At 58.0% G+C, this 13,407-nt stretch carries 7 protein-coding genes, 1 tRNA gene, 1 pseudogene and 1 riboswitch; of the genes and pseudogenes, 7 read left to right on the forward strand and 2 right to left on the reverse strand.

What is annotated here, in order from left to right; genetic code table 11:
• The first annotated feature begins 48 nt into the window (after positions 1–48).
• From DSM3645_RS16000 to DSM3645_RS31380, 6 genes and pseudogenes are all read left to right on the forward strand, one after another.
• Positions 49–1,143, forward strand: coding sequence for a VWA domain-containing protein (locus DSM3645_RS16000; protein ID WP_002653275.1), 1,095 nt, complete (start codon positions 49–51; stop codon positions 1,141–1,143).
• A 20-nt stretch (positions 1,144–1,163) separates the two neighbouring features.
• The gene (locus DSM3645_RS30055; RefSeq protein ID WP_040351890.1) at positions 1,164–2,378 is read left to right on the forward strand and encodes a tetratricopeptide repeat protein; all 1,215 of its coding nucleotides are present in this window, start codon (positions 1,164–1,166) and stop codon (positions 2,376–2,378) included.
• A 78-nt stretch (positions 2,379–2,456) separates the two neighbouring features.
• Complete coding sequence (locus tag DSM3645_RS16010; protein ID WP_002653277.1) at positions 2,457–5,318, forward strand: BatD family protein; 2,862 nt, start codon at positions 2,457–2,459, stop codon at positions 5,316–5,318.
• 91 nt (positions 5,319–5,409) lie between these two features.
• Positions 5,410–6,894: a sensor histidine kinase gene (locus DSM3645_RS16015; RefSeq protein ID WP_002653278.1), complete on the forward strand. Its 1,485-nt coding sequence runs from the start codon at positions 5,410–5,412 to the stop codon at positions 6,892–6,894.
• Positions 6,884–8,251 carry a sigma-54-dependent transcriptional regulator gene (locus DSM3645_RS16020; protein ID WP_002653279.1) on the forward strand — a complete coding sequence of 456 codons (1,368 nt, stop codon included), beginning with the start codon at positions 6,884–6,886 and terminating at the stop codon, positions 8,249–8,251. Before DSM3645_RS16015 ends, DSM3645_RS16020 begins: the two co-directional genes overlap by 11 nt.
• Before the next feature lie 35 nt (positions 8,252–8,286).
• Positions 8,287–8,514 (forward strand): annotated as a pseudogene (locus DSM3645_RS31380) (DDE-type integrase/transposase/recombinase); the annotation flags it as partial.
• A 295-nt stretch (positions 8,515–8,809) separates the two neighbouring features.
• Here DSM3645_RS31380 and DSM3645_RS16030 read toward each other — a convergent pair.
• Positions 8,810–8,883 (reverse strand) — tRNA-Arg (locus tag DSM3645_RS16030).
• A 254-nt stretch (positions 8,884–9,137) separates the two neighbouring features.
• A riboswitch (cobalamin riboswitch) is annotated at positions 9,138–9,357 on the forward strand.
• 254 nt (positions 9,358–9,611) lie between these two features.
• Here DSM3645_RS16030 and metE point away from each other — a divergent pair.
• A complete protein-coding gene (gene metE / locus DSM3645_RS16035) occupies positions 9,612–11,906 on the forward strand; it encodes a 5-methyltetrahydropteroyltriglutamate--homocysteine S-methyltransferase (protein WP_002653281.1) in 2,295 nt (764 codons plus the stop codon).
• Between the two features lie 212 nt (positions 11,907–12,118).
• Here the strand turns inward: metE and DSM3645_RS16040 are convergent.
• Positions 12,119–13,407 (reverse strand): AAA family ATPase (locus DSM3645_RS16040; protein WP_002653283.1); only part of this gene is annotated, 1,289 nt, incomplete at its 5' end.

The raw sequence follows: 13,407 nt of genomic DNA on the forward strand, positions 1-13,407 counted from the left end.
CCCCGCCGAACTCTCTGGAGCTTCGGCAGCGAGTGGAGAGAAATCAAGATGCATATTCAACTGGGGAACCCCGACAGCATCGCTTTGATCGCCCTCGTCGCGATCGGCATGGCTGTCACCGCGTGGGCGATTGCAGCAAGTCGCCGCGCTGCAGGGCGATTCGCGATGGACCCGCTGCGCCGACGACTAATGCCCTCGGGCACGGCGATGCGCCGTTGGGGCTCGGCCATTCTGGTTTCGATCAGCTTGACGATGATCGCAATCGCGCTGCTAGATGTCCGGTGGGGTAAGGCCTGGAGTGAGACGCCGCAAAAAGGTATTGAAGTCATGTTCGTCCTGGACGTTTCGCGCAGCATGTTGGCTGAAGACGTCACGCCCAATCGATTGCAACGAGCGAAACAACAAATCAAGGACATGTTAAAAGTGATGGCGGGCGACCGCGTCGGCCTGATCGCATTCGCCGGCGAAACGCGGCAGTCGGTTCCGCTGACTAGCCATTACGAAGATTTCAAGCAGACGCTTGACTCCGTTGGTCCGCACACGGTGCGCAGCGGCGGGTCTCGATTGGGCGATGCGATCGCCGCCGCGTCCAAGGGGTTTATCGACAAGACTTACGATCACAAGGCGATTGTCGTTTTCACCGATGGCGAAGACCAAGAGAGCAAACCGGTGGAAGTCGCCAAAAGCTTGTATGCCGAGCGAGGGATTCGCGTCTTTACCGTGGGCCTGGGCGATATGGATCAGGGATCGCGGATTCCCGAGTCAGAAGCGGGGCACAACGATTACGTGCAATATCAAGGCCAGCAAGTCTGGTCGAAGTTAAACGGCCAGGTGTTGGAGCAAATCGCCACCGAAACCAATGGCGCCTACATTCCCGCAGGCACTCGACACGTCAATATGGCGGACGTCTATCGCAATTATTTGGTCAACGTCGAACAGACCGAATTCGAGACCGCCAAGATCAACGCTTACATCGTCCGTTTTCAATGGTTTGCGGCGCCTGCTTTGGCGCTGCTGTTGCTGGAAGTGTTCGTCTCTTCGCGCAATAGCAAGTTGCCGCCCAGCGCCGCATCCCGCGTCACGATCCGTTCCAGCCAGAAAGCTGCCGCATCCAACGCACGCTCGACGTCACCCGCCGCTTAATCCGCGAGAAATAGCCAATCATGAGATACGTCACGAAACTATTTGCCGTAATACTGCTCGCGGCGTTCGCGCGGCCTTCGTTCGCAGAGCGTGGACTCGATGTGGAGATCGCTTCGGCCAAACGCATCAATGCGGCGAACGCCATGTTGCGTGAGGGCAAGATTGAAGAAGCGATCGACGACTACCAGCAAATCCAAGCGACCGACGACGACCGAGATGCTTTACAGTACAACCTCGGCGTCGCTCAATTCCGGGGTGGCGACCTCGCCGCAGCGAAAGCGGCCTTCACCGAGGTCGCGGCTTCGGGCAGCGCATCGCTGGCTTCCAGCAGTCGTTACAACCTGGGCAATTGCTTCTACCGCGAAGGCTTGCAGCAGGCCGAAAAGGACAAAGCCGCCGCGATTGACTCACTGCAACGGGCGATCTCACACTATCGCGGCGCACTACGCGGCGATTCCAGCAATACGGACGCGCGAGCCAATCTCGAATTGGCCAGTGACCTGATCCGCAAGCTGGAGGAGGAACAAAAACAGGAACAAAAACAGGATCAGCAACAGGATCAGCAACAGGATCAGCAACAGGATCAACAACAGGATCAACAACAGGATCAACAACAGGATCAACAACAGGATCAACAGCAGGATCAACAACAGGATCAACAGCAGGATCAACAGCAGGATCAACAGCAGGATCAACAACAGGATCAACAGCAGGATCAACAGCAGGATCAACAGCAGCAAGGCCAGGAAGGCCAGCAAAGCGATTCACAACAAGACAAGCAGAACTCGGAATCGGCGTCTTCGGAAGGTCAACAGGCCGACGATCCGAAACAGCAGCCGGAAGATTCCCAGGAGCAAGACACAGGGAAGCCAGAAGATCAGCAGCAGCAAGGGAAACGGGAGTCATCCCCGCGACAAGACAAGTCGCTCGACAATCAAGCGAACCAACCCTCGCAGGACCAGTCGTCGCAATCAGCCGCCGGCGAACCAACCGCCGAAGAAGAACTCGGCGAGCCCCAAGAGACGCCCACTGGCGAACTTTCCGCCGCCGGTGAACAAGAGCAGAAGCAGGGCGAGCCCCAAGCTGCCGTCATGGGCGACGCCGAGGAAGGTCTTATGTCCAAAGAAGAGGCCCTCAAAATGTTACAAGCAGTTCGTGATCGCGACATGGTGCGGCGACTACGACAACAACAAGCGGAACGATCCCGCCATGTACCGGTCGATCGCGACTGGTAGAGCAACATCAGCGTCCAGTAAGGTCGCTGCGAAATCCGTCAAAAAATAGATAACGACTTCGGCGTTGGAGATATAGAGATGAGAATCAAGCAATCCTACCAGCCGGCGATGCTCGCCTTCGCGGTGATATTCCTGTGCGGCGTGGCGTCGATCGCTCAGGCGGGCGATGTCGCTGCTCGGCTTTCGTCACGCGAAGCCTATGTCGGCATGCCGATCACTTTGCAGGTTTCAATCGACAATGTGAGCGACTACGAACAACCTTCGCTGCCCCAAATCGACGGCTGCGATATTCGCTCGGCCGGCGCGCCAGCGCAGAGTTCTCAAATCACGATCATCAACGGCCGCCGCAGCGAAAGCCGCAGCGTCACGTTGCAGTATCTCATCACCCCGCGCCGCGAAGGCAAGTTTGAGCTTCCCCCGCTGACCATTCACGCGGATGGGCGAAAGATGACGACGCAGTCGCAACGCTTTGTCGCTACCAAAAGCGTCACCGGCGATCTGCTGTTTGCCGAGATCGCCGGAGGCAAAAAAAAGGTCTTTGTGGGCGAGCCGCTGGAATTGACGTTGAAGCTATGGATTAAGCCATTTCAGGACGCCGAGCGGAACATCACTCTTTCCGAAGGCGATATGTGGAACATGATTTCCGAGCAAACGGCCTGGGGTGGGTTCGCCGATCGTCTGCGAGAGTTGGCCGAGAACAACCAACGACCAGGCGGCCAAAAGATCCTGCGTGATGACGGCCAGGGACACGAGCGGAGCTATTACCTTTACGAGATTACGGCGACCGTTTATCCCAAGCGTGCCGGCAAGATCGATGCGGACGATGCGCAGATCGTGGTTAACTATCCCACGGCTTTGGGCGCGGCGCAATCTTCATTTCGCGGCATGTTGGGGGGGAGCCCCTTTGGGGGCAATTCGCTCATGTCGCGAATGATGAATGACGACTTCTTCGCGTCTCCCTTTGAGGATGGTCTTGTCGTCACCTCCTCTCGCCCAATCGTGGCCGACGTGAGCGTCGATGCGACCGAAGTCGCGCCTGTTCCGCAGACAGGTCGGCCTGCGGACTATCGCGGCGCGGTGGGACGCTATCAGATTGTCACGCGAGCGACGCCAACTTCCGTCGAGGCCGGCGATCCGATTACCTTGGACATCGGCATTGTGGGAAGCGGGCCGATGGAACTAGTGCAGGCGCCGCCGCTGAATGAGTTGCCTAATCTGACCACAAACTTCCATGTCGCCGATCAATCACTGGCCGGCTTTGTGAAAGATGAGACGAAGGTCTTTTCGACCACAGTCCGCCCGCGCAAAGCGGGAATCACGGAGATTCCCGCGATTCCCTTCAGCTTTTTCGATCCCGAAACGGAGTCGTTTCAGACCGTGCATAGTGAACCGATTGCAATACAGGTCAGTGAGTCGGAAACGCTGGCCATGGATGCGATTGTGGGCGACGGACGCGGTAGGCGTCTGCACGATTCTGACTTGCAGGGAAACCCCGCCGCAGACCTGCCCGACTTCACTAACAACCATGCCGCCAGCATCCTCATTTCTCAATCGCCCCCGTCGTCGATCGCGTGGTGGTGGGCATTGATCTTGATTCCCCCCGGCGTCTGCTTGGCGATATTCTTCATGTCGAACCAGCGAGAGATCACGGATCGGCTACACCGGTTTCGGTCCCCCCGCAAGCGTTCCCTGTCGGCAATCGAAACTGCCGCCAGCGACGTCGCGATCGCCGACGCGCTGACGCAGTACATTGCCCAGGCTACGCGGACTCCGTGCCGGACGACAAGCACCGCGCTCGGTCAACTCCGACTTCGCGGCATGTATGAGTTGGCCAACGAACTGGACGCCTATTTCCAGGAGCTCCAGCGCCCATTCGTGACGGAAGACGCTGCGCAACTACGACTTTCGCATCGCCAGCGGGCCACGGATTTGATCGAGAAATTGGAAGCATCTTTCCGATCACAAGCAAAATCGCCGGTCCTTCGATCCCAGCGGCAGAAGCCAAATACGGCGACTCGCGTGTTGCCGAGCACGTCACCGTTGATCATCGCGATCGCTTTGTTCGCCGCGTCGGCAAATACTGGTTTTACCGCCGAGAAAACGCCGCAGGCAGAAAAGACCGCAGCCGATGTCAAATTGAGTTTACAGCAACAGGCCACGATTCTGTCCGAAGCCGGCGCTGACTATACGAAGGCGAGGGACCTGGCCGCAACCGATTCTGCTACTGCCAAACAACTCTTCGAGACGGCGGCCGGCAGATACCAATTGCTGGTTGATGCCGGGATCGGTAACAGCCAGCTCTACCTGAACTTGGGAAACGCCTACTTCCAATGCGGCGAGTTAGGTCAGGCGATCGCCAATTATGAACGTGGGCGGGAACTCGACCCGGCGAATCAGCAACTGTTAGCGAATCTGCGATTTGCTAGCAGCAAGGTAAAAGGGAGCGCCATGAATGACGACGACGCCAAATTCAGCGGCGCGTCGATCTCACTCGGTTGGTTGATGCACCATGTGAAGTCCGCCAACGACGTGGTCGTGGAGGCCGTGGGATTGTCGACCGTCGTCTGCTCTCTCGTCTTGGCGTCGCTGGCCTTTTGGAGCTTGTGGATCGTCCGGAGCGCCGGCGTTCACTTTCGCGTTTGGCGATTCGCAGCGGCGCCGCTGCTGATATTTCTGGTTTCACTTGGCAGCTATTGCCTGGCCTCCACCGGTCTCACCAGCGCCGGCGACGCCGTGATCGTTGCCGATCAGTTGCAGCTTCACGCGGGGGATGGAAATCAGTTTGCAGAAGTCGCGGCCATTGACAATGCGCAAGGGCAACGCGTCGCGACTCTGGCCCAACGTGGCAAATGGTCGCAAGTTCGCACCGCGCACGGCCAGATCGGTTGGGCTTTGAGTAAGGACATCGAACCTATCCGCCAGCAGCATGCCGGTCTGTGACCTAGATTTGGGTATGGTATAACATGACGCGCATCACCATCGGCAGATAGTGAATTGCGAAAGTCAATCAACGTGCGTACAGGCATTCCCCATGCGATTAGCCGCCAAGCTGATCCTGATCTTCCTCGTTGCCGTGGTCTTGCTGACGGCAGCAAACACCTATGTCGCTATTGAAGGACAAAACGCGTCGTTCGAGCGCGAGCAAACCGAGTACGCACAGCGGGTGGGACAATCGATTGAAAGCGAACTGTTGCTGACGTGGGACCAGCAAGGGGACGCCGCGGTCGACGCGTTGTTGCTGGGTGAGCATTCGTCGAATCAGCTGGTTCAGATCCGATTCATTTCGCTCGAAACCGAGGCCCCTGGAGAGAAACAGCCGGTCGCTTCGCCTGAATCGTTGTCTCATGTTGCGCGTGGCCAGATTGTTTCGGTGATGGTCAATGGACAAGAGGGCGCCGCTTGGTTGCATACGTACTATCCCGTGATCAGCAGCGACAAGGGACGGGCAGCGCTAGAGTTTTCGCGCCCCGCCGGCGAACTGCAGCAGCAGAATCGCTGGGCCATTTATCGCGCGATGGCCACCATTGTGGTTTTGGCCATTGTAGGCGTCGGTCTGGTAATGTATGCCGGCGTGACGCTCGTCGGTCGGCCGCTGGATCGACTGATTGAGAAGACGCAACGCATCGCGGCGGGGGATTTTGCGGATCCGCTAGCGATCGCTGGAAATGGAGAACTGAGCCAACTGGCGCGGGCCCTCAACGACATGTGCGAGCAACTAACGCAGCATCAGGAAACCATCCGCCAGGAATCTGCGACACGGATCGCGACGCTAGAGCAATTACGCCATGCCGACCGGCTGAAGACGGTCGGACGCCTAGCGGCCGGAATCGCTCACGAATTGGGAACGCCGCTGAATGTCGTCGCGGGACGAGCCGGCTTAATCGCTGCGGGGAAACTCTCTGAGACGGAAACCCGCGAGAGCGCCAAAACGATCAAAGCGGAAGCCAACCGAATTACACTGATCGTGCGACAGTTGCTCGATTTCGCACGACAAAGTCGGCCGCAACGCGCCGATGAGAACGTTAGTCTCCTGACCGACCGGACGATTTCGTTGCTGCAACCGTTGGCCGAGAAAAAGGGAGTGGCAATTACGGCCGACGACGCGGAGCGGATTGTGGCCTCGATTGATTCATCGCAGATACAGCAAGTTTTGACCAACATTATTATGAACGCGATTCAAGCTACGCCTGACGGCGGCCAGATAGCGATTTCCATTCAACGCAAGACGCGTCGCTCACCGGAACAGACCGAGGGGGACGTAGCCGATTACGTTCGGATCGACGTGCAAGACAACGGCAGCGGCATTGACGAACAAACGCGGGAGCAATTATTCGAACCGTTTTTCACCACCAAGGACGTGGGAGAAGGGACCGGTCTGGGCCTGTCGATCGCCTTTGGGATTGTGCAGGAACATGGAGGCTGGATCGACGTCGCCAGCCAACCGGGAGACGGAGCGTGCTTCTCGATTTACTTACCGATTCAACCTACGGCGGTGGAAACGACTCATGCACGGTAAGATCCTGATCGTTGACGACCAACAGAGCATGTGCGAATTGATTCAGACCGATCTGAAACTGCGGTCGTATGAATCGAGCTGGTTTACGTCGGCGGAAGCGGCGTTCCATGCTTTGAAGGAAGATGATTTTGACGCCGTGTTGACCGACATCCGCATGCCGGGCGCCTCTGGGATTCAACTTTGCGAACAGATTGTCGCAAATCGCCCTGACGTGCCGGTGATCGTCATGACCGCCTTTGGAAGCTTGGAAACGGCAGTAGCTGCGATTCGTGCCGGCGCTTTTGACTTTGTCACCAAGCCGATCGAAATGGATCTGTTGGCCATTTCTTTGGAGCGCGCCGTCAAGCATCGGCGGTTGCAGCAGCAGGTCAAATTGTTAGGTGACGCCGTGGATCACTCGCGTCATTTCGGCGAAATCATCGGCGAAAGTCCGCCGATGCAAAAGTTGTTTGACCAGATATCACGGATCGGCCAATCGTCTGCATCAGTGCTGATCACCGGCGAAAGCGGAACCGGTAAGGAACTTGTCGCGCGGTTGTTGCATCGACAGAGCCGACGCGCCGATGGGCCGTTTGTCGCGATCAATTGCGCAGCGCTTCCCGAAGCGCTACTGGAAAGCGAGCTCTTTGGTCACGCCAAAGGCGCCTTTACCGATGCTCGAGCCGAGCGCAAGGGACTTTTTCAGCAGGCCGAGAAAGGCACGTTGCTACTGGATGAAATCGGTGAGATGCCGATTTCGATGCAAGTGAAGCTATTGCGGGCGCTAGAGGAAAATAAGCTTCGCCCTGTGGGCGGCGACCAGGAAATTGAATTTGACGTTCGGATCTTGGCCGCCACCAACCGCGACCTGGAAGCGGCGGTAGAGGATCAAAAGTTCCGAGACGATTTATTCTATCGCATCAATGTTATTCAACTCGAACTGCCGCCGCTGCGATCTCGCGGGACGGACATTCTGCTGTTGGCTCGCCATTTTGTCACAACACACGCCAAACGTGCGGAAAAATCGGTCGCGAATATTTCCGAGCAAGCCAGTGAGAGGCTATTGGCCTATTCCTGGCCAGGCAACGTACGCGAGCTGCGAAATGTCATCGAACGCGCCGTCGCGCTGACGCGCTATGAGATGCTCGCCGTCGAAGACTTGCCTGACAAGATTCGAGATTATCGCGGTTCTCAGGTCTTCATCGGCGGCGAAGACCCTGCCGAACTGGCGCCGATGGATGAGGTCGAGCGCCGTTATATCCTCCACGTGCTCAGCGCTGTCGGCGACAACAAAACGACCGCCGCACGAATCCTCGGCCTCGACCGGAAGACGCTTTATCGAAAGCTTAAGCAATACGGCGTGGAAGAGAATATCTAGCCATTCGCGAGCATGAGGAAGCCCCTTGTCGGTAGCCGTATCTGTTGAGAGACGTGGTGATCAACCGTCCGAATCAGGTTTGGTCGAGCGACATCACATACGTTCCGATGCAGCGCGGGTACTTGCATCTAGTCGCGGTGCTCGATTGGTGCAGCCGTTACGCTTTGTCGTGGCGATTGTCGAACAGCATGGACGTCGATTTCCGCGGAGCCGCCTTGGACGAGGCGCTGGATCAGGGGACGCCGGAGATTTTCAACACGAATCTGCTTGCGACACTTCCATGTGGAAAAAAACGTCCGCAGAAACTCCAATCCACCGAATCTTCCTCCAACCTTGTCCCCCACGATGAGCTTGCGGCTTGGGCTATTCGTCGCTAAAGCAGGTTGATTGATTCCCGCTACTCCGATCTCCATAAATCGCCACCCAATAACGGCTCAAAAGTTTGTGCGCAAATGGGGACCGAAACAGACCCAAATAGACCATTTAGCGAAGATCGCGGAGATGCTCTGAGCGCATCAAAAAAGCCGTAAGCTCTTCCAAGCTAACGGCTTCTTTGAGTGCGGATGGCAGGGTTCGAACCTGCGACCTTCGGTTTCGTAGACCGACGCTCTATCCAGCTGAGCTACATCCGCATCTGCTACTGCGGAGATTACTCTCCCGCGGCAGATCACAAAGTTTAGCCGCACTGCCCTGATGCGTAAAGGGGCTGGGGCTGCTTCTGGGTGGGCAATTTTGAAATTTTCTGCATGCGTAAACATCTACTGCGTCAGGGTTTATCGGTGGCAGCGGTTATTGCGGCGGCGCGATTCGTGGCGGCCGTTTATTTCTGCGGGATCGCCGCACCATTCGCGGTCACTGCTAGTTGACGCGGTCGACGCTCATAGGATAGTTTGGCGACGTGATTGGTTCGCTCCTTCCATGGAGCGTCGAAAGAGGGAACGCCGGTGAAAGTCCGGGACAGCCCCCGCTGCGGTAACCAGAAACGAACGCCGTCCGTAAGCACTGATCCTCGTTGGATTGGAAAGCAACGGCAAGTAGGAACCGTCAGGCAAGTCGCCTGGCCTTAGTCTGGAAGTCCGAAGACCTGCCAACCGCCTGTACCTTGGTGCAGTTTTTGTCATACGCCTTCGGGGATGAAGGCGACATGGAGATCCCTACGATGACATCATTTCTTGATGTGCGCACTCCTGCTGCGCTGCGGCGAACTCACTGGCCCTCGAGTCGCGCTCACGCTTTCTAGCGACCCGCGAGTTCACGTTTGATTTCTTTCTGTTTCCGCGCGCGGGATCCGCTTCCAGCTTTGACTGCCGGACGCGTCTCCTGCTGCGCTAAGAATGCGCAATTACAAAGGACAGCGTACATGCTATCTGCAAATTTAGGTTTTCCCCGCATCGGTAAAAATCGCGAGCTCAAACGAGCCGTCGAGTCGTATTGGGCCGGCGCTGCTTCGGCCGAGCAACTGCAGCAAGTCGCCGCCGAGCTGCGCGCCGAACATTGGCGCTTGCAACAAGCGGCCGGCATCGAGTCGATCCCGAGCAACGATTTTTCGCTCTACGATCAGATGCTTGATACCGCGGTCGCACTGGGGGTCATACCGCCGCGATTCGCCCAGCTCGACGTTTCGCCGCTGCAGCGTTATTTTCTGATGGCTCGCGGTCAGGCGCCCGGCGTCTCGCTGCCGCACGAGATCCCGGCGCTCGAGATGACCAAATGGTTTGATACCAACTATCACTATTTGACTCCCGAGTTTGAAGTTAGCCAAACGTTTTCGGCCGACGCAACCAAACCAATCGCCGAACTGAACGAAGCGCAGTCGCTGGGCATCGCAACGCGTCCCGTGCTCGTCGGCCCGGTTACTTTTTTGTCGCTCGGAAAACTGCGATCCGAGACCGGCGATCGACTCGATCTGATCGCGTCGTTGCTGCCGGCCTATATCGATCTGCTGCGGCAGATTTCGGACGCCGGCGCACTTTGGGTGCAGCTCGACGAACCGGTTTTATCGACCGATCTTTGCGACAAGCAGCGTGATGCGCTGGTCCAAGCGTATCGCCAAATCGCCGCCGAATTGCCGCAGCTGAAAGTGATGCTGACGACCTACTTTGGACCTCTGGCCGAAAATCTGCAGCTCGCCGCTGATCTGCCGACCGCCGGTTTGCATGTTGATCTGGTGCGCGGCGAAGCCGACGCGGCATTGCTCTCCGCCGCCGTGTCGACAGACAAAGTGCTGTCGCTTGGCCTGGTCGAAGGACGTAACATCTGGAAGACCGATATCCATGCGGCGATCAGTTTCGTGCAACCGTTGCTCGAAAAGCTTGGCGCCCAGCGAATTCAGATCGCACCCAGTTGCTCTCTGCTACACGCGCCGGTCGATCTCGACGCCGAGACCGAGTTGGATGAAGAGTTGAAAAGTTGGCTCGCCTTTGGCAAGCAAAAGTTGGCCGAAGTCGCGCTGATCGCCGCCGCCTTGCGCGGCGACGATACGGTGCAGCCCGCGCTCGACGCGAATCGGCAGGCGATCATGAATCGACATGCGTCGGACCGCGTCCATTCGCCCCAGGTGCAAGGTCGCCTGGCGTGGCTCGACAATTCGATGACGCGGCGCCGCAGTTCGTATACGCAGCGGCGGCAACTGCAACAAGCGTCGCTCGGTCTGCCGGCGTTTCCGACCACCACCATCGGCTCGTTTCCACAAACCGGCGAAATCCGTCAGGCTCGCGCCCAGCGGCGAAAAGGAGAGATTTCGCAAGCGTCGTATGTCGCGACCATGCAGGCCCAAATCCGGGAAGTGATCCAATTTCAGGAAGAAGTCGGACTCGATCTGCTTGTCCACGGCGAGCCCGAGCGGAACGATATGGTCGAGTACTTCGGCGAAACGCTCGAAGGCTTCGCGATTACCCGCAACGGTTGGGTGCAAAGCTACGGCAGTCGCTGCGTGAAGCCGCCGATCATCTTTGGCGACGTCTATCGCACGACGCCGATCACCGTCGATTGGATCCGGTTCGCCCAGTCGTGCGCCAGCAAACCGGTCAAAGGAATGCTGACCGGACCGGTGACGATTCTTTGTTGGTCGTTCGTTCGTGACGATCAACCGCGTAGCGAAACGTGCAAGCAAATCGCGCTCGCGATTCGGGACGAAGTCGCCGATCTCGAAACGTCTGGCGTGCAGGTGATTCAGATTGACGAGCCGGCGCTGCGCGAAGGGCTGCCGCTGCGGCGGCGAGATTGGAACGACTATCTGGTCTGGGCCGGCGACAGTTTTCGGCTGGCCAGCAGCGTCGTCGCTGACAAAACGCAGATTCATACGCATATGTGCTACTGCGAATTTAACGACATCATCGAAGCGATCGCCGGTCTCGACGCCGACGTGATTTCGATCGAAACGTCGCGCAGCGATATGGAGTTGTTGGGTGCGTTCGTCAACTTCCGCTATCCCAATGAGATCGGACCCGGCGTGTTCGATATTCATTCGCCCCAAGCGCCGACCTCCGAGTCGATGCTGCGACTGTTGACCAAAGCGGCGGAAGTCCTGAGCCCAGCGCAAATCTGGGTCAACCCTGACTGCGGCCTGAAAACCCGCAAGTGGGATGAAGTACGCCCAGCGCTGGCCAACATGGTGAAAGCAGCCGAAGCGGCGCGTCAATCGTTGGCTACCTGACGCGACGTCGAGGCGAAAGGACCGCTGCTCGAAGCAATTCGACAGCGGTCCTTTTTTTGGGGATGCAGGCGCGTCGCCCGTTTCGTGAACCATCGGACCGGACTGCGGAATTTTTTTTCGCCGCCTTGTGGATATGGTGGGTTGCGCAAACCGGTCATGTCGATTGGTGATGGTGAAATCGAGCGCGGTTTTGCTTCACCCACCCTACGTTTCTAGGTTGGGACAGCCCGTTGGGCTGCTTCCGGGTTGGACCGGACCGCTTCTTTTTTTTCGGGCGGACTCCCGCGCTCGGCCAAGCGATAGGTTGGATGGACGTGCGTTTTTCTGTCGCAGCTGGGGTTCGGTTCGACCTCTCCGGCGGCGAGCATTTGGCTCCAGACAGGCTCGAACCTGGCGCCGCTGATTCCGCTTCGTTCACGGATTCGGGACTTGAACGCATCGTTCTCGGCGACGCTCTGGATCGCCACGCGAATCTTGGCCCGCAAGCGCTGCGCATGGGCTTCGGCTTCGCAGGCGGCAGTTTCGTCCGCAATCGATTGCGGTTCGCGCAGCGTCACGTCCCAGCGGCGGCCGGTTGGATCTTGCAAGCTTCCTTCGTCAATATCAACGCCCCACTCTCCCCCTTGACCGGCGTAGCCGCCGAGGGTCAGTTGCAACCGATGCTGGCCGCTGCCGGGCAGATAATTTTGCCGATGCCGCACCAGCAACCATTGCCGCGCGAAACCGAGTTCACGAGGAATATCGGAAGCATCCGACTTGATCGCTTTGCGAGACTGGCAACACAAGATCGGCGTTGCGCCATTCTCTAAACAGCAGCGCACCAAGTCGCACAGCTGCGCTGCCTGCGTGCTCTTTCCGGTCGAGGTCAGACGCAGCGGATCGATTACCACCACTTCCAACTGATGCTTGGCGATCCAAGCGCGCAGGTTTTCGAGATTCGTCGAACCGTCGCTCGACAGGGCCCAGGTTAGATTGGGGAGACGTTTCGACCGGCTGCTGCTGGCGGCGCTCCAACGACGCGCTAGATCGGTCAGTGCATGTTGATCGGTGGTGCTGCTGACAAGCCCGACGCGAAAGGCGCGCGCAGCGGCGAACTGCCCCAAAAACTTCTCGCCGCTCGCCAGCGCCGCACACAGATCGACGGCGATCGAGGTCTTCAGGCTTTTGCTCGGCCCGACGATCACCGCCGGTTCGTTTTGCGTCAGCATGCCAGGCAACAACCACCGCAGCGGCTCTTGCTGCTCGAGCAGCTGTTCCGTCGTGAACTCGAGAAACGAACTGTCGCCGCTCGGCTCTTGTCGACCATTTTTGCGAACTCGGCTCGAAGGATCGTCGCAATCGCGCTGCTCTGCTCGCGACTTGTGCAAGATCGCGGCGTAGTCGGCAAAGTGGGCGAGTTGGCAGCCGTGATCCAAGACTGCGCACATCAAATCCGCCGCTTGGGAGACGCTGTAGCCGACGGTTTGCAACTGATCGCGCAGCCGCGGAAGGTCCTTGTCGA

Origin of the sequence: Blastopirellula marina DSM 3645, assembly GCF_000153105.1 — a bacterium.
Classification (GTDB): Bacteria; Planctomycetota; Planctomycetia; order Pirellulales; family Pirellulaceae; genus Blastopirellula; species Blastopirellula marina.

Bases quoted from the DNA above. Each gene is read 5' to 3' on its own strand.
- DSM3645_RS16020 (WP_002653279.1), top strand. From the start codon at position 6,884: ATGCACGGTAAGATCCTGATCGTTGACGACCAACAGAGCATGTGCGAA.
- DSM3645_RS16000 (WP_002653275.1), top strand. From the start codon at position 49: ATGCATATTCAACTGGGGAACCCCGACAGCATCGCTTTGATCGCCCTC.
- metE (WP_002653281.1), top strand. From the start codon at position 9,612: ATGCTATCTGCAAATTTAGGTTTTCCCCGCATCGGTAAAAATCGCGAG.
- DSM3645_RS16015 (WP_002653278.1), top strand. From the start codon at position 5,410: ATGCGATTAGCCGCCAAGCTGATCCTGATCTTCCTCGTTGCCGTGGTC.
- DSM3645_RS16010 (WP_002653277.1), top strand. From the start codon at position 2,457: ATGAGAATCAAGCAATCCTACCAGCCGGCGATGCTCGCCTTCGCGGTG.
- DSM3645_RS30055 (WP_040351890.1), top strand. From the start codon at position 1,164: ATGAGATACGTCACGAAACTATTTGCCGTAATACTGCTCGCGGCGTTC.